This is a genomic window from Pseudosporangium ferrugineum (assembly GCF_003002065.1).
In the GTDB taxonomy this organism is placed as follows: Bacteria; Actinomycetota; Actinomycetes; order Mycobacteriales; family Micromonosporaceae; genus Actinoplanes; species Actinoplanes ferrugineus_A.
Genome location: NZ_PVZG01000004.1, coordinates 211,721 through 227,473, shown reverse-complemented (window position 1 = coordinate 227,473; position 15,753 = coordinate 211,721). Strand labels below are relative to the sequence as shown.

Annotated in this window: 13 protein-coding genes; 7 read left to right on the top strand and 6 right to left on the bottom strand. The window is 73.0% G+C overall.

Going from position 1 to position 15,753, the window contains the following annotated elements; translation table 11 throughout:
* Position 1: 1 nt before the first annotated feature.
* Positions 2–1,432 carry a nitronate monooxygenase gene (locus CLV70_RS10715; RefSeq protein WP_106126267.1) on the bottom strand — a complete coding sequence of 477 codons (1,431 nt, stop codon included), beginning with the start codon at positions 1,430–1,432 and terminating at the stop codon, positions 2–4.
* Between the two features lie 172 nt (positions 1,433–1,604).
* Between CLV70_RS10715 and CLV70_RS10710 the strand changes: the two genes are divergently transcribed.
* From CLV70_RS10710 to CLV70_RS10700, 3 genes are all read left to right on the top strand, one after another.
* Positions 1,605–1,874: a FeoA family protein gene (locus CLV70_RS10710; protein ID WP_106126266.1), complete on the top strand. Its 270-nt coding sequence runs from the start codon at positions 1,605–1,607 to the stop codon at positions 1,872–1,874.
* On the top strand, positions 1,871–3,850 hold the full coding sequence (feoB, locus tag CLV70_RS10705; RefSeq protein ID WP_106126265.1) for a ferrous iron transporter B: 1,980 nt from the start codon (positions 1,871–1,873) through the stop codon (positions 3,848–3,850). The genes CLV70_RS10710 and feoB overlap by 4 nt, the downstream gene beginning before the upstream one ends.
* A gap of 61 nt (positions 3,851–3,911) precedes the next feature.
* A complete protein-coding gene (locus CLV70_RS10700; protein WP_106126264.1) occupies positions 3,912–4,394 on the top strand; it encodes a NifU family protein in 483 nt (160 codons plus the stop codon).
* Here CLV70_RS10700 and CLV70_RS10695 read toward each other — a convergent pair.
* Both CLV70_RS10695 and CLV70_RS10690 read right to left on the bottom strand, forming a co-directional pair.
* The gene (locus tag CLV70_RS10695) at positions 4,377–4,853 is read right to left on the bottom strand and encodes a hypothetical protein (RefSeq protein WP_106126263.1); all 477 of its coding nucleotides are present in this window, start codon (positions 4,851–4,853) and stop codon (positions 4,377–4,379) included. The genes CLV70_RS10700 and CLV70_RS10695 overlap by 18 nt on opposite strands.
* Positions 4,854–4,914: 61 nt before the next feature.
* The gene (locus CLV70_RS10690) at positions 4,915–6,102 is read right to left on the bottom strand and encodes a TIGR04053 family radical SAM/SPASM domain-containing protein (RefSeq protein WP_245908178.1); all 1,188 of its coding nucleotides are present in this window, start codon (positions 6,100–6,102) and stop codon (positions 4,915–4,917) included.
* 95 nt (positions 6,103–6,197) lie between these two features.
* On the opposite strand from CLV70_RS10690, the gene CLV70_RS10685 reads away from it, so the two are divergent.
* Both CLV70_RS10685 and CLV70_RS10680 read left to right on the top strand, forming a co-directional pair.
* Positions 6,198–9,218, top strand: coding sequence for a M14 family metallopeptidase (locus CLV70_RS10685; protein ID WP_106126261.1), 3,021 nt, complete (start codon positions 6,198–6,200; stop codon positions 9,216–9,218).
* Between the two features lie 467 nt (positions 9,219–9,685).
* A complete protein-coding gene (locus tag CLV70_RS10680) occupies positions 9,686–10,615 on the top strand; it encodes a hypothetical protein (protein ID WP_106126260.1) in 930 nt (309 codons plus the stop codon).
* An 84-nt stretch (positions 10,616–10,699) separates the two neighbouring features.
* Here the strand turns inward: CLV70_RS10680 and CLV70_RS40985 are convergent, their stop codons facing one another.
* The 3 genes from CLV70_RS40985 to CLV70_RS40980 form a co-directional block, all read right to left on the bottom strand.
* A complete protein-coding gene (locus tag CLV70_RS40985) occupies positions 10,700–12,046 on the bottom strand; it encodes a ricin-type beta-trefoil lectin domain protein (RefSeq protein ID WP_106126259.1) in 1,347 nt (448 codons plus the stop codon).
* Between the two features lie 168 nt (positions 12,047–12,214).
* Positions 12,215–12,763, bottom strand: coding sequence for a hypothetical protein (locus CLV70_RS10670; RefSeq protein ID WP_106126258.1), 549 nt, complete (start codon positions 12,761–12,763; stop codon positions 12,215–12,217).
* Positions 12,763–13,800, bottom strand: coding sequence for a helix-turn-helix domain-containing protein (locus tag CLV70_RS40980; protein WP_245908156.1), 1,038 nt, complete (start codon positions 13,798–13,800; stop codon positions 12,763–12,765). The genes CLV70_RS10670 and CLV70_RS40980 overlap by 1 nt, the downstream gene beginning before the upstream one ends.
* 256 nt (positions 13,801–14,056) lie before the next feature.
* Between CLV70_RS40980 and CLV70_RS10660 the strand changes: the two genes are divergently transcribed.
* Both CLV70_RS10660 and CLV70_RS10655 read left to right on the top strand, forming a co-directional pair.
* Entirely contained in the window at positions 14,057–14,473 is a 417-nt protein-coding gene (locus tag CLV70_RS10660) for an RICIN domain-containing protein (RefSeq protein WP_106126257.1), read from the top strand.
* Positions 14,474–14,814: 341 nt separating this feature from the next.
* The gene (locus CLV70_RS10655) at positions 14,815–15,672 is read left to right on the top strand and encodes an SDR family NAD(P)-dependent oxidoreductase (protein WP_106126256.1); all 858 of its coding nucleotides are present in this window, start codon (positions 14,815–14,817) and stop codon (positions 15,670–15,672) included.
* Positions 15,673–15,753: the final 81 nt, after the last annotated feature.

Below are 15,753 nucleotides of genomic sequence, written 5' to 3'. Positions count from 1 at the left end.
CCTACGGCCCGGTGCGCGCCGGCACCGGGCCCAGCAGGTAGGCGATCACGTCCTCGGCGGTGTATTCGTCGCCGTGCCGGATCAGGTGGTTCACCGCGGCGAGGTCCTGCCCCAGGGTCACCAGCGGCGGCTCCCGGTAGCCGTCGCTGCGCCGCTGGCCGAGGCCCACCGTGGCGACCAGGCCGTTGCACAGGCAGCGGCTGCCCACGGTGTCCTCGGCCGCCCCGCCCTTGCGCACGTACTCGTCGACCGGTTCCGCCGGGCAGCGGAAACCGACGGAGCCATCGGTACGCCGATACGGGCCGCGCAGGTATCCGAGGTCGCACAGCCGTGGCCGCTCGGCGTACACCCGGTCGTCGGCGGCGGTGCCGGGCAGGGAGACCATCTTGAAGGGGAAGCCGGTGGGGGAGGCGCGCACGTCGTTGCGTACCACCAGGTCACCGGCGGCGACCTCGCGCAGCAGGAGCCGCTTCAGGCCCTGGTCCAGGCCGGACTCGCGGCACAGCGCGAAGGCCGTACCCACCTGGATGCCCGTGGCGCCCGCGGCCCGCGCCGCCGCCAGCCGCTCCGGGCTGCTCTGCCCGCCGGCGAGCCAGAACGGCAGGCCCAGCGCGGCGACCTTCGGCAGGTCGATGCCGTCCCGCGGCCCGTACACGGGCTCGCCGTCGTCGTCGAGGGCGAGCCGCCCGCGTGGCCGGGCACTGTGCCCGCCGGCGACCGGCGCCTCGAGGACGAAGCCGTCCGGCCGGGTCGCCGCCTCACGGGCCAGGTAGAGGGCCAGGGTGGCGGACGACACGATGGCCAGGAAGCGCGGACGGCGCAGCGGTGCCCCCGCCCGCCCCAGCACCTCGGCGGGATCGAGGGTGACGTGGTGCTCCTCGCCGGGGAGGGCGCCGTGGACGGTCACCGGCAGCCGGACCGGACGATGCTCCGCGAGCGCGTCGAGCAACCGGGGGATCTCCGTGGGCAGGCCCGCGCCCATGAGGACGTAGTCGACGCCGGCGAGCATGGCGCCGTACGCCGCCGCCGGGGTGGCCGTCTGGATCTTCTCCAGGTAGTTCACGCCGACCACGCCGTCGTGTCCCTCCTTGGCGAGGAACACCTCGACGAAGTTGGCGACGACCGTCAGCTGCTGCCGGTGGCGCCGCGGCCGCAGCCCGGGCTTGGGCACCGGGCGCATCGGACGGTCGCCGGTGGACCCCGCCGGGACGAAATACCGCGCCAGCACCGCCTCGGCCACCGCCGGCACCGGGAAGCGGGCCAGCGCCCGCCGCACATGCCCGCCCACGTCACCCTTCTGCAGGCGCCGCGCCAGCAGGGCGTCGAGGGCGACGCCGGAGACCACGCCCAGCTGCCCGGCGCGGGACACCGTCCGGGCCAGCCGCCAGCTCGACACCCCGACGCCCATCCCGCCCTGAATGATCGTCGCCATCCTCGTTCTCCCGTCCCCGCCCGGCGGCGCGGGTCTCTCCCGCGCTCCGCCGAGGCTGTCCGGAGCCTGCGGACAGGCCGGGTGGCAGGGCCAGAGCCATAGGTCCCGTCGATGGTACGGACGGGACCTTGGGCCCTGATCGCGGCCGTTGTGCCGCCCTACGCTCGGCGGCATGGGGTTGCGTGCCGGGGTCTCGCGCGCCGACGCCGTGCGTACCCTTGCCGAGCTGCCGCCGGGGGCGCGGGCGACGGTCGTCCGGGTCGTCGCGCCGGTGCCGTCGGTCGCGACCCGGCTGGCCGATCTGGGGTTCACCGCGGGCAGCGTGGTGGAGGTGGTACGCCGGGCGCCGCTCCGCGATCCGGTGATCTACCGGGTGAAGGACTACGAGCTGTGCCTGCGCCGGGCCCAGGCGGCCTGCGTGCACGTCGAGGCGGACCGGTGACCACCGGGTGTCACGACCGCGGCGGGGCCGTCGTCGTCGCCGCGACGACCCGCGTCGCCCTGATCGGTGCCCCCAACGCGGGCAAGACCAGCGTCTTCAACGCGCTGACCGGGCTGCGCGGCCGGACCGGGAACTACCCCGGGGTGACGGTGGCCCGGTTCGTGGGCACCTGCCGGGTGGGAGCGGACCGCTTCGTCGTCGAGGACCTGCCCGGCACGTACGGGCTGGAGCCGGTCAGCCCCGACGAGCGGATCCTGGTCGACGTCCTCGACGGCCGCCTCGACGGGGTGGACCGCCCCGACGCGCTGCTGGTGGTGGTCGACGCCACCACCCTGCGCCGGTCGCTCGGGCTGGTCGCGCAGGTCCTCGCCCGCGGCCTGCCGACGTGCGTGATCGTCACCTTCACCGACGAACTGGCCCGCCGCCAGGGCGCCCTCGACGGCGACGCCCTCGGCCGGGCGCTCGGCGTGCCGGTGCTCCCCGTGGTCGCCCACCGCGCCGCCCGGACCCGGCCGCGTACGCCGGGAGGCGGCTACGGCCTCGCCCGGCTGCGCGAGGCCCTGAGCGACCGGCACGCGTGGCCGGCGCCGGTGCTGGCGCCCCCGTCCGATCCCGCCGAGCGCGACGCGTGGGTGGAGTCGGTCCTGGCCCACGCCGGTTACCGCGCCCCCGGCGACCACCGGGTGACGCGGCGCGTCGACGCCGTGCTGCTGCACCCGGTCTGGGGCACGCTGGCCTTCTTCGCGGTGATGGTGCTGTTCTTCCAGACGCTGTTCACCCTGGCGGCGCCGTTGCAGGACGTGGTGGAGGCGGGTTTCGGGCGGCTGGCGGCGCTGGTGTCCGGGCACGTCGGGAACCGGTGGCTGTCCTCGCTGCTCGGCGACGCGCTGATCGGCGGGGTGGGCGGCGTCCTGGTCTTCGTGCCGCAGATCATGCTGCTGTTCCTGCTGGTCTCCCTGCTCGAGGGCGTGGGCTACATGTCCCGCGCGGCGTTCCTGATGGATCGGGTGATGGCCCGCGCCGGGCTGGAGGGCCGCGCCTTCGTCGCGCTGCTGTCGTCGTTCGCCTGCGCGATCCCCGGGATCATGGCCACCCGTACCCTGCCGTCGGCCCGGGACCGGATCGCCACCATGATGGCCGCGCCGCTGATCACGTGCTCGGCGCGGCTGCCGGTCTACGTCCTGCTGATCGGGCTGCTGGTCGACAGGTCGGCCCGGGTCGGGCCGTTCGGGGCGCAGGGACTGGTCATGTTCGGCCTGTACGTGCTCGGCGCGGTCTCGGCGATGCTGGCCGCGGGCGCGTTCAAGAAGCTCGGCGACCGCCGCGGCACGCCCGTGCCGTTCTACCTGGAGATGCCGCCGTACCGGCTGCCCACGGCCCGGTCCGTGCTGATCGCCGTGTGGGGTTCCGCCTCCTCGTTCCTGCGGAAGTGTTCCACGATCATCGTCGCCACGTCGGTCGCGCTGTGGCTCCTGCTGAACCTGCCGCTGCACTCCCCGGGCGAGCTGGCCGCGGCCGGCGTCGATGCCCGCGACCCGGCGGCGGTGTCGGCGTACACCGCCGACCACAGCTACGCGGCCGGTCTCGGCCGGCTGGTGGTGCCCGTGTACGGGCCGCTGGGCTTCGACTGGCGCATCAACGTCGGGGTCCTGTCGGCGCAGTCGGCGCGGGAGACGTTCGTCGCCACCCTCGGCCAGGTCGCCGCCGCCGAGGACGCCGAGGACCCGGGTGCGGCGTTGCGGGACATGACCTACCAGGACGGCCCGCACGCCGGCGAGCGGGTGTTCACCGCGCCCACGATCGCCGCGCTGCTCGTCTACTTCGCGTACGCCCTGCAGTGCATGGCCACCGTCGGGGTCCTGCGCCGGGAGACCGGCACCTGGGCGTGGCCGGCGGTCGCGTTCGGCTATCTCACCGCGACGGCGTGGGTGATGGCGTACCTCGCCCGGACCCTCACCGGCCTGCTGACGGGGTAGGGCGGTGACCGTTCCCCTGCACCCTCAGCCGTGTCCGGGCGCCCCGGACCGGTTGCGCTGGATGGTGCCGGCCGGCCTGCTGACCGTCACGGGCCGCCTCGCCGAGGTTCCCGCCCCGCTCGCGGCGCTGCTGGGCGACGGCACCCTCGCCGGGGTGGAGGCGGAACCCGCCGCGGTCGTCACCCGCCTCGGCCCGGGTCGCGGCTGGGCCGCCGAGGGGCCGCGAGTCCGCACCGCGCTGCACGCGGCTCTCGGCGATCCCGGCGGCTGGGTCGCGGCGGAGGACGCCGGCGGGACCGACACCGTGCTGCGGACCCTGGTCCAGGAGCTCCTCGACGGAGCGGCCGGGCAGTTCGCGCGGTCCCACGGCGGTCGCATCCACCTGCTCGAAGTGCACGACGGCGTGGTGACCGTCCGCCTCACCGGAGCCTGCCACGGCTGTCCCGCCGCCCGCGTCACGCTGCACCAGCGCCTCGAACGCGAGCTCCGCCGCCGGTGCCCCGCCCTGCGCGCGGTCGTCGACGCCTCAACCGCCGCCCGCTGACCCGACGGCCAGGGCCAGGAACGCCGCCCCCATCGCGGTGAACACGCCACCGACCGCGAGCACGAGCACGGTGACCTGCCACGCCTGGTACGCCCCGAGCAGCGCCCCGCGCAGGCTCTGCCCCATGAACGCGGTCTCGCGCAGCCGGGCCAGCCGGTCGTCGGCCCGCCCGCCGGCCAGCCACTCGTCGGCGATCTCGGAATAGGTGCGGCCGCCGGTCGCCGCGGTGACGTGCGCGCCGATGAGGTCGGCGTACGCCCGCGCCTGCGTGCCCGTGTGCACCGCCGTCCCCGCGTAGCGGCTCAGGCCGGCGGGCAGGCCGTCGCCGGCCGGGAAGGTGATCCGCTGGTGCGTCAGCTCGCGGGTGACGCTCCTGCGGCCCACCAGCCCCTGCACGATCATGGTGGGGCCGGCGACGAGGAGGACCACCGCGGTCAGGCCCAGAAGAATCGCGATCATGCACGCCAGCGTGGCGTACCCGGACGGTGTTGCGGCAGGGCACCAAGTCCCGTCCTGGGCCTCAGGTCGCGGCCAGCGCCCCGGCGAGGTCGTCCGCGTACGGGAAGGAGCCGGGCCGGTAGCCGCACGCCGGTTCCTCGCCGTGCACGTCGCCGGTCACCGCGTACGCCCGGGCGCGCGATCCGCCGCACACCGTCCGGAATTCGCAGGCGCCGCACCGCCCCTGGAGCCGGTCGGCGTCGCGCAGGGCGGTGAACAGCGGTGCCTCGCGGTAGATGTCGACCAGGCTCCGCGTACGGACGTCACCGGCCGGCAGCGGCAGGAAGCCGCTCGGATGCACCTGTCCGCGGTGCGACACGAAGACGAAGCCGTTGCCGGCGCTGACCCGCAGGGGTGGCCGCCGGCGCCGCTGCGGCCCGGAGGTCAGGCCCAGCTCGTCGAGGCGAGCCCGCAGCCGCCGGTACAGCGGCCCGAGGCCGAGCGCCTCGCCGGCCGGCACGCCCCGGCGGGCGAGGATCGCGCGCTGCACGCAGACCCGCCGGAAGTGGTGGGCCTCGGTGGTCTTGACCGGCACAGTCTCGCCCAGGTCGTAGAGGACGTGGAGGACGTCCTCGGTGCCGGCGGCGTCGAGGGCCGCCAGCGCGCGCCCGCGTCCGGTGGGCACCAGGAAGAACACGCTCCACAGCAGGGCGCCGCGGTCGCGCACCAGGGCGGCGATCCCCGGCAGCCCGTCGACCGTACGCCGGGTGACGGTCGTGTTGATCTGGACCTTCAGGCCCAGGTCGAGGGCGTCGTCCCAGGCGCGGACGGTCAGGGCGTACACCCCCTCGACGCCCCGGAACCCGTCGTGGGCCGCCGGGCCGTCGGCGTCGAGGCTCAGCGAGATCGCCCTGGCTCCGGCGTCCCGCAGGCCGGCGAGGGCGTCCCGGGTGAGCGTGGGGGTGCCGGAGGGCGACACCGAGACCGCCAGGCCGAGCTCGGTGCCGCGGCGTACCAGGGTCGTCAGGTCGGGCCGCTGGAACGGGTCGCCGCCGGTGATGACGAACAGCGGCGCCGGACGGCCGAACCGGGCCACCTGCTCCATGAGAGCGACGGCCTCGCCGGTGTCCAGCTCGGCCGGGTCACGCCGCGGGCGGGCGGAGGCGCGGCAGTGGTGGCACTGCAGCGGGCAGGCCTGGGTCGCCTCCCAGATGACGATGAACGGCCGGTCCGCGGCGGAGTGCCGCAGAGGGCGTACCCCGGAGGTGATCACCCACCCACCCTCCGGGGGACGCGAGGCAACGGGCAAGAGGCCGGAGGGCACCGGGGTGGGTGCCGAAGGTCCCATAGACGATAATCGCTGCCATGGGACCACTATGGACGCGTCACGCGGCGGCCCTCCTGCTCACCGCGGCCTCCCTGGCCTTCGTGCCGGCGGCGGCCGGGGCGGCACCACCGGCCGGCGGCGGGCCCGGCGTCTACGTCGGCACCCTGGACGCCCGTCAGTGGGAGCGGCTGCGTACGTCCGGCGCCGACCCCGAGGACCTCGGGCCGCCGCCGAGGCCCGGCACCACGGGCGCGGTCCAGGTCATTCTCGCCCGGCCGCTGGCGGAACGGATGATCGCCGCCGGCCTCCCGCTGCGGCAGAAGGTGCGGCCGGCCGGGGCGAGATCCCGGGCGGCGGGGGTGTTCCGCACCTACGGTGGCCCCGGCGGCCTGCGCGAGGAGCTGGCCGCCACGGCCGCCCGGTTCCCGCGCCTGGCGAAGCTGGAGACGATCGGCGGCACGACTCTGGGCGTACCCCTGCAGGCAGTGAAGGTCACCGCGAACGCGCGTGCGGTGCCGGACGGGCGGCGGCCGGCCGTGCTCTACTTCGGGGGCCAGCACGCGCGGGAATGGATCACCCCGGAGATGACCCGGCGGCTGATGCACCACGTGCTGGACGGCTACGGCACCGACCCCGTGATCACCCGTACGCTCGACACCACCGAGCTGTGGTTCCTCCCGGTGGCCAACCCCGACGGCTACGACTTCTCGTTCGCCGCCGAGGAGAACCGCTACGTCCGCAAGAACATGCGCGACAACAACGGCGACGGCAGGTACGACTACACCGACGGCGTCGACCTCAACCGCAACTTCGCCGAGAAGTGGGGCTACGACAACGAGGGCTCGTCGCCGGAGCCGGCCTCCGAGGTCTACCGCGGCCCGGCGCCCGGCTCCGAACCGGAGACCGAGGCGATGGACGCGCTGTTCCGCCGGGTCGGCTTCGAGTTCCTGATCAACTACCACTCCGCCGCCGAGCTGCTGCTGTGGGGCACGGGCTGGCAGACCGGCACGGTCAACCCGGACGACGAGATCTCCGTGGCGATGACCGGCGACGACGCGGACCCGGCGATCGCCGGCTACGACCCGGACAACACCGCCGAGCTCTACACCGTCAACGGCGACACCAACGCGCACGCCCAGGCGCGGACCGGCACCATCGGCTTCAGCCCCGAGATGTCGACGTGCCAGACGGCGTCCGCGTCGGATCCCGCCGACGGCTGGGAGCCGCAGGACTGCTTCACCGAGTTCGACTTCCCCGACGACGAGGCGCTGATCCAGGCCGAGTTCGCCAAGAACGTCCCGTTCGCGCTGTCGGTGGCCCGCTCGGCCGCCGACCCGGCGAACCCGGTCTCGGTCGTCGGCCGCAGCCCGCGCGAGCTGGTGCCGGACCCGTTCACCGACTCCTTCGGCAGCAGCCAGCAGGTCGCGGTCACCGCCAAGCGATCGCTGCGCGCCGTGCGGCTGCACTATAGGATCAACGGCGGTCGTGAGCGTACGGCCGGAGTCTCCGAATGGCGCGGCGGCGAACGGTACGGCGGCGTCGCCGACCGGTACTACGCGGAGTTCCGCGGCACCGTGCCCCGGCAACGTCCCGGCGACCGGGTGACCGTCCGGTTCACGGCGGCCGGGGGCCGCTCGAGCGAGCCGTTCACCTACACCGTCGCCGAGCAGGTCGGCGGCGACGTACTGGTGCTGGCCGCCGAGGACGTCACCGGCATCGACCCGGTGAGCACCGACGGCGCCACCTCCGCCCGGTACGCCGGCGAGCACGTGGCGGCCCTCGGATCCGCCGGCTACACCGCGGACGTCTACGACCTCGACACCCACGCCGGCCGGGCGCCGCACCCGCTCGGCGTGCTGTCGCACTACCGGGCCGTGCTCTGGGAGACCGGTGACGACGTCGTGCCGCGCGCGCCGGGTCAGTCCGAGTGGCACACGACCCGCGCCGCGTACGAGACGGAGGCGGCCGTCCGCGACTACCTCAACGAGGGCGGCAAGCTCCTCCACGCCGGTCAGTACGCGGGCAACGCCGACTCGGGCGGCTACTGGTACCAGCCGCAGGGCCCGGGGGAGTGCGGCATCGGGGACGCGCCCTGCGAACGCCTCGGCGACGACTTCCGGCAGTACTGGCTCGGCGCCGCCGCCTACGTCGAGGGCCTCGGCGGCACGGAGCTCGCCGGCACCGAGGGCGCGCTGGCGGGCTTCACCACGCAGGTCCTCCCGCCGCAGCACACCGCGTCGTTCCTCACCACGTCGTCCGAGCTGCCGCCCGCCGAGTTCCCGCAGTTCGCGGGCACCGCCGCGATGAAGTGGCGGCAGGACGGCCCGGGACCGTACGAGCCGGCCGACGGCGGCAGGTACGTGTTCAACGGCCGCGAGACCCAGGCGTACCACCGGCTGACCCGGACGATCGACCTCACCGCCGCGTCCGCGGCGCACCTCAGATTCCGGACGTCGTTCGACACCGACCCGGAATTCGACTTCCTGTTCGTCGAGGCCCACGAACCCGGCACGGACGACTGGACCACCCTGCCCGACGAGAACGGGCTGACCGGCTCCGCAACGGGACTCGCCTGCGAATGGGAACGGCTGTCCCCGCACCCGTTCATGACGCACTACTGGTCGGAGGACTGCACCCCGCACGGCAGCACCGGCGACTGGCACGCGGCCTCCGGCAACAGCGGCGGCTGGCGCGAATTCGAGGCGGACCTTTCCGCGTACGCCGGGAAGCGCGTCGAGATCTCCCTCACCGCCACCACCGACTGGGGCGCCGAGGGCTTCGGCGTGTTCCTCGACGACGTCCGCATCGACGTGGACGGCACCACGACCGCCCGCACCTCGTTCGAGGACGGCCTGGACGGCTGGGAGACCGCCGGCCCACCACCCGGCTCCCCACCCGGCCGCGGCGGCTGGACCCGCACCGGCCCGGTCTACGACTTCGGCGCCGCGGTCGCCACGGCGGACACCCTCTACCTCGGCTTCGGCCTGGAGAAACTTCCCGCGCCCGACCGCGCCGACCTGGTGGCCCGCGCGATGCGCCACCTGGAGGTGAAGCCCTAGAACGAGGGGGTCCCGCGAGGCTCCCAGCAGCTCAGCAGCCGTCGCCCGGGCGCGCCGCTCCGTGCCTCGACGAGCAGGCGTTCACCGGCACGGCACGGCGGGATCCGACGCCGTTCGCCGGCACGGAAAATCGATGGTCGCGACGCATATCCTTGCCGCGTGAGCTTCGGAACGCCACGTTCACCCTGGACTAGCTGCTGAGGAAGCCGGATCGGGTCAGTTATGCCGATGCCGATGTCATCCGCCTCGCCTCGGCAGTCCTGGAGGCACCCCGGGATGCCAATCCCGTACCGCCTGAACGGGTCAATGGTCTCCGGGAACGGTTCGAGCGACTCCGTGAGGCATCCGGCCGGCCCGATGTCGACCGGCCGAACCCGGCGCGCGGCTCACGGCGGGGATCCGGGTCGCCATCCGCCCGATGCCGTCCCGTTCCCCGGGTATTTGCCCTGACCTGCTCAAATAGGGCCATGATCGAGGAAATCGAAGCGCGGCTCGCCGAGGTTGCCGGACTGGTCCGGGAGGCCGAGCTGCTCCGGGGCCGGCGCGCCGAGCTGGACCGGCGTCACGCCGAGCACGCGGCTGCCGTGGCGGAGCTGCGGCGGAGCTGGGCCGGCGAGGTCCGCGACGTGGAACGGCTGGAGAGCGCTTCGCTGTCCCGGGTCCTGCTCGCATTGCGGGGCGCGTACTCCGAGGAGATGTCCCGTGAGCGGGCGGAGGCGGACGCGGCCCGCTACCGGGTCGCCGAGGCGGAGAGCCGGCTGGCCGCGATCCAGTCGGAACGCGAGGCGGTCGCGGCTCGGCTGACCGCCCTGGCCGATGTGCCGGCCCGGTTCGCCGCGGCGATCGACGACAAGGAGCGCCACCTGCTCGGCAGCGGCGATCCCCAGGCCGCCCGCCTGCTGGTGCTGGCGGACGAGCGCGGCCGGGTCGAGGCGGAGCTGCGCGAACTGCACGAGGCGGTCAGGGCGGCCGAAGCGGCGCTCGGCGCTCTGGGAGAACTGCGGCGTCAGCTCGATCTGGCGTCCAGCCGCCAGACGACCGACAACCTGCTCGGCGGGGCGGTGTCCGTGGGTCAGCCGCACTGGCTCGACGCCGTGGGCTGGGCGGCGTCGAACGCCGACCGGTGCCTGGCCGTACTGCACGCCGAGCTGACCGACGTGGGCCTGGCCCGGCCGCTGGGCAACATCCCGCGCCCGATCACGCGGCCGGCCGGCTTTCAGGCGGTGTTCTTCTCGAACCTGCTCATCCGGGAGCAGATCAACCGGGCGAGCCGCGACGCGGACGAGTCGCTCCGGTTGATCGCTGCGATACACCGGGATGTCGCTCTCCGCGCCCAGGCGGCCCGCTCCCGCTGGAACGCGTTGCACAGCGAACGGCAACACCTCATCACCACCTGACCATCGACACCGGCCGTACGTAATGGGCGCGGCAGCCTGTCCGCTCCCGCGCCCTGCCCGTCGGCGTGCCCCCTCGGCCGGCGGTTACGCGGCCTTCACGAAGGATTGTGCGGCCGATCCGTTGCACACCCAGATCTGCAAGCGGGTGCCGTTCGCTGTGGAGCCCTGCGGAGAATCCAGGCACTTGTTGGAGTTCGGGTTGCGCAACCGGTTGCCTTCCTGGACCCAGTTCTGTGCGCCGGTGCCGTTGCAGTCGTAGAGCTGCACCTTCGTGCCGTCGGCCGTACCCGCGCCGTCGACGTCGAGGCACCGGCCCAAGGTCCGCAGGGTCTGGCCGTTCCAGGCCCATTGCTGGTCCTTCGAGACGGCCGATCCCTGGCACGTCCAGAGCTGCACGGCCGCGAGGTTGCCGCCCGTGTCGTCTCCGGCCACGTCCACGCACGTGCCGCCCGGCCCGTTGATCTGCGTCGCGGATCCGCCCGGGGTGGACGGCCCGTCCTGGTAATAGCGCACGTAGTCGACCAACGCGGTGAGCGGGAACTGGCTCTGCACGGGATTCTGTCCCGGGTACGAGCCGCCCAGCGCCAGGTTGAAGATGAGGTGGAACGGCTTGCGGAACTCCTCCAGGGTGCCCGGCGTCGTGTCGATCACGTGCGTCTGCACACCGTCGACGTACCAGCGGATCTGCGCGGCCGTCCACTCGATCGCGTAGACGTGGAAGGCCGCGACGTTGCTGACACCGGGGTTCGCGACATAGTTGGCGTTCTGTCCCGCCGTCCACGGGAAGACGCCGGTCCGGAGATCCCAGAAGATGTTGTTCGTCACGGTCGCGTTCGCGTTCGCGTGTTCCATGATGTCGACCTCGCCGCAACTGGCCCAGTTGGTGGGCAGGCGGTCGTAGTAGGTCTGCGCCGGGTTGTAGGCGCCCGTGGACGTCTCGTCGCACGCGTCACCGAGCATCCAGAAAGCCGGCCACGAGCCGGTCGCGGTGGGGAGCGCCATGCGCGCCTCGATGCGGCCGTACTGGAAGGATCTCTTCGTGTCGGTCGTGATGCGACACGACGTCTGGTAGAAGTTGCGCCCGTTGACCACGAGGGGCGTCGTGTTCCAGTTGGCCCGCAGCACGAGATTGCCGCCGGACTGCGTGCAGTTCTCGGGGCGGTACCACTCCCATTCACCGTTGCCCCAGCCGTCGAAGGTGTTGAGGCCGGGGTTGAGGCCGTTGCCGACGTTGTAGTTCCAGTTGGCGCTGTCGGGCGCGCCGGACCCGTTGAATTCGTCCCACCACACGAGGTTCCACGCGGCTTGCGCGGGCTGCTGCTGGACGATCAGGCTGCCGGCGAGGGCGGTGACGACCGCGACGAGAAGGACCAGGAGACGCCGGCGGCTGCCTGACAGCGGCCGGTCCGCGAAATCTGCGATCATCGGCATGGAGAACGTCCTCTCGTACGGAGTCGTTCGATCTACTGCGGAAGCCAACGTGAGACGCGCATCCCGTAAACATTGTTACCTAAATATTTCCAACTGTCGATGCACACCGGCCGGTCGATGGTCGACAGGCACGCACAAGATCCATCGGCGGTGTGCGGACCGCGGTAACTAGACGCAGCTGGCACAGCCGGGTCGCGGGCCGCCGGTCTCGTCGGTCAGCAGCGCGCCGAAGAACCGGACATCGTCGACGGGCACGGGCGAGGCAGTGGGGCTCGCCCCGGTCGGGTCGGCGGCGACGCAGGCGACGCGGTCGGCGGTGCGCAGGGCGGGATCGGTCGCGGCCGGCTGCACGTCGTTGACGACGCACATGGCCCAGAAGTTCGGTGCGAGGTCGCGGTTGAAGAGGAAGTGGAAACCCCGTTCGTCATCTCCCTGATACGGCTTCGCCGGCCCGACCTCGCCGAGCCCGCGCGTCTGGTACCGCACGACTGTCCAGCGGGCCTGAGGATCGGCCGCGCCCGGACAGGGACGGACGTACCCGGAGATCATCCAATGGTGCAGGCTCGTCGAACTCTGGGTCACGGACAGGCCCTCGAACTCGACCTCGGTGCAGATGGGTGGCGGCCAATCGTATGCCGCTCGGGCCGGAGCCGGGCCGGGCAGGATCACCGCGAGCAGGACGGCGAGAACGGCGGAAAGCCGGCGGACGACAGACATCAGGACTCCGCGGTGGACGGTGGATGAGTGACCCGGGCGGCGCCGAGGGCGAGACCCAGCTGGAAGCGGTTGTCGACGCCGACCCGATCCATCAGCGTGCGCATGGTGCTGGTGACCGTCCGGGCGCTGATTCGCAGCTCGGCGGCCGCGGTGACGTCGGTGTGCCCGAGGGCGAGCAGCGCGACGAGCTCCCGCTCCCGCCCAGAAAGGGTGATGCCCGGCATGCCATGCTCCCGGGGGTCGGTGGCCGAGGCCCAATGACGCTCGAAGAGGGTGACCAGCGAGTGAACCATCGCCGGGTGGCTGACCTCCAGGTAGCCGCGCTCCAGGTCGCCCGGGGCGGCAGGGAAGAACGCCACCCGCCGGTCGACCACGATCAGCTTCATCGGCAGCTCGGCCGCCTCGCGGTACCCGTAGTGCGGTGACCGGAACAGCTCGGCCTCCACGTGCAGATCCTGGTCGGCCGGAGGGAGCCCGAGCACGCGCAGGGTGATGCCCCGGCGCACCAGATCGCGGTCCAGCGGGGCCGCCGCCCGCGCCGACGCCGCGTCGAACGCCTGCTCGGTGTTGATGCTGAGCTGCTCGTTCCGCTCGATCGCGACCAGGGCGGCCAGCCGATGCCGGGTGGCGGCCCGGGTGCTCAGGTAGCGGACGCCCTCGCCGAGATACTCACCCGGGCCCGGTGTGAACGGGCCGATGCCTGTCGCGGCGGCGGCCGGCCGGCTCCGCTGCTGTTGGCGGTCTCCGGCGGCGACGCGCATCCGCCGGGCCCGCAGCTGATCCACGACCTCGGCACAGGGCCGCGCCGTCCAGGTCTGACGCCGCCAATCGCCGCCTCGGCCGGTGCGGCAGACGGCGGCGCCGGCCTCTCGCAGCTCGGCCAGTGCGGCGTGCACCCGGCGGGGCGGTAGGCCGAGCTCGGCGACCAGGGCCGGCGCGGACCGTTCCCCGAACGTCACCACCGTCCGGTAGACCAGATCCGCGTCGTGCGACAGGCCCCATCGGGTGAGCGACGGCACCACGGCGCCGGTCGGCATCGTGTCTGACCTGTGTGCGCCGGCACTCATCACTGCCTCCCCCGAAGCGCTGTGCCCGCTCATGGAAACACGCCGGGCGCGCCGCCGGTCTCGACTGTCTGAATTGCGGCCGTCGATTTCGGTATCCCGCAATCGATGCTCACAATCCGGACAGGGGGCATGAGCCGCTCTCGATCGCTGGTTCGCTCGGCCGTACCCATTGGAGAGTCATGGAGGAGCTGTCGTGAGAATCCGATCTTTCGTACGCCGGACGGCGGTGGCACTGGTGGCCGCCATCGGGCTCGTGCTGGCCGCCGCGGTCCCGGCGCACGCCGATTCCTATTCGAGCTTCCGCTATCTGCTGAGTGGAACCAACAACCAATGCATGGCCACCGACTGGAGCACCCGCGTCTACACCTACGACGCCTGCACCGGGCCGCAGCGCTGGCGTTACGGCTTCCTCGACGCCTACCCCGGCCAGGTCATCATTCGCAACGAGGCGACCGGCCTGTGCGTCATGCAGTTCGACTTCACCCGCGTGATCAGCGCCGCCTGCGACGGCTCGAACGCCGGCCATCGCTGGATCTTCGACAACCGAGGTTTCCGGAGCGCCAACACCGGCGGCTACCTCGGCGTCAACAGCAGCGGAACCGTCCGGCTGGGCAGCTACCAGGAATGGTTCGACTTTTTCTGAGCCGGCCGTCGCTGACGCGGCTCGCACCGGCCGAACCATCAACCACACGAGAGGACCTCCTGCGACGAGAGCACCACGACCCAGCGCTGGTCCTGGCGCTGACCGTGCGGGCGACGGGTGCACCCGGGGGTGCACCGGTCTTGTTCGCCACCTTCATCGCCTGAGCGAGGACGTCGGCGGCCACCGGCAGAAGCGGCTACGGCGTCGGTCGGAGCCGGAGGCTGAACGGCCTGGGAGGGACCTGCGGTCCGTGGTTGAGCGGGTCCTTCATCCGCCGGTCCGGTCCCCGTGTACTGGAGGCCGGCGGGGCCGCCACGGCCCCCGGCATTCAGGAGGCTGTCATGGCCGGATGGACCGCGGACCAGCTGCCGAGCATGACCGGGCAGACGGTGGTGATCACCGGTGGGGGCGGGGGGATCGGGCTGGTGACGGCCCGGGAGCTGGGGCGGGCCGGCGCCCGGGTGGTGCTTGCCGTGCGCGATGCCGGGAAGGCGCGCCGGGCGGTCGCCGGGATGCCGGGTGACTTCGAGTTCCGGCGGCTCGACGTCGCCGATCTGGAGTCGGTGCGGGCGTTCGCGCGGGCGTACGACGGGGAGCTCGACGTGCTCGTCAACAATGCCGGGGTGATGGACATCCCGGCGGCGCGGACGGCTCAGGGCTTCGACCTGCAGACCGCGACGAACTACTTCGGGCCGTTCGTGCTCACCAACCTGTTGCTGCCTCGGCTGACCGGCCGCGTGGTCACGGTCTCCAGCCAGCTGCACCGGTTCGCCAAGCTGGATCTCGACGACCTGGACTGGCGGGCCCGCAGGTACCAGGGGCTGGCCGTCTACGAGTCGTCGAAGCTCGCCGTCGTGCTGTTCTCGCTGGAGTTGCAGCGCCGGCTGAGCGCCGCGGGCAGCCGGGTCCGCTCGATCGTCGCGCATCCGGGGGTGGCCCGGACCGGGCTGGTCTCGCACTCGCGGCTGGACCTCGTCAACCGGCTGCCGTTCCTGGTCCAGGACGCCGAGCGCGGGGCGCTGCCGGTGCTGTACGCGGCCTCCCAGGACGTGCCCGGCAACGCGTACGTGGGCCCGGACGGGCTGTTCGGCTTCACGGGCTTCCCGATGGTCCGCAAGCCGGGCCGGGCCGGGCGGGACCCGGTCGCCGCCGGGCGGCTGTGGCGGGCGACCGCCGAGCTCACCGGGGTCGGCGCCTGAGTGAACGATCGCACGGGACGCAACCGGCGTGATGGAGTTCGTCCGCCGCGCGAGGGTCGGTCGCGGCGGGGTGCCGGAGGG

Excerpts from the sequence above, each read along its gene's own strand:
- CLV70_RS10715 (WP_106126267.1), bottom strand. The coding sequence starts at position 1,432 with ATGGCGACGATCATTCAGGGCGGGATGGGCGTCGGGGTGTCGAGCTGG.
- CLV70_RS10710 (WP_106126266.1), top strand. The coding sequence starts at position 1,605 with ATGGGGTTGCGTGCCGGGGTCTCGCGCGCCGACGCCGTGCGTACCCTT.
- CLV70_RS10700 (WP_106126264.1), top strand. The coding sequence starts at position 3,912 with ATGGTGCCGGCCGGCCTGCTGACCGTCACGGGCCGCCTCGCCGAGGTT.
- CLV70_RS10695 (WP_106126263.1), bottom strand. The coding sequence starts at position 4,853 with ATGATCGCGATTCTTCTGGGCCTGACCGCGGTGGTCCTCCTCGTCGCC.
- CLV70_RS10685 (WP_106126261.1), top strand. The coding sequence starts at position 6,198 with ATGGGACCACTATGGACGCGTCACGCGGCGGCCCTCCTGCTCACCGCG.
- CLV70_RS10680 (WP_106126260.1), top strand. The coding sequence starts at position 9,686 with ATGATCGAGGAAATCGAAGCGCGGCTCGCCGAGGTTGCCGGACTGGTC.
- CLV70_RS40985 (WP_106126259.1), bottom strand. The coding sequence starts at position 12,046 with ATGCCGATGATCGCAGATTTCGCGGACCGGCCGCTGTCAGGCAGCCGC.
- CLV70_RS10670 (WP_106126258.1), bottom strand. The coding sequence starts at position 12,763 with ATGTCTGTCGTCCGCCGGCTTTCCGCCGTTCTCGCCGTCCTGCTCGCG.
- CLV70_RS40980 (WP_245908156.1), bottom strand. The coding sequence starts at position 13,800 with ATGCCGACCGGCGCCGTGGTGCCGTCGCTCACCCGATGGGGCCTGTCG.
- CLV70_RS10655 (WP_106126256.1), top strand. The coding sequence starts at position 14,815 with ATGGCCGGATGGACCGCGGACCAGCTGCCGAGCATGACCGGGCAGACG.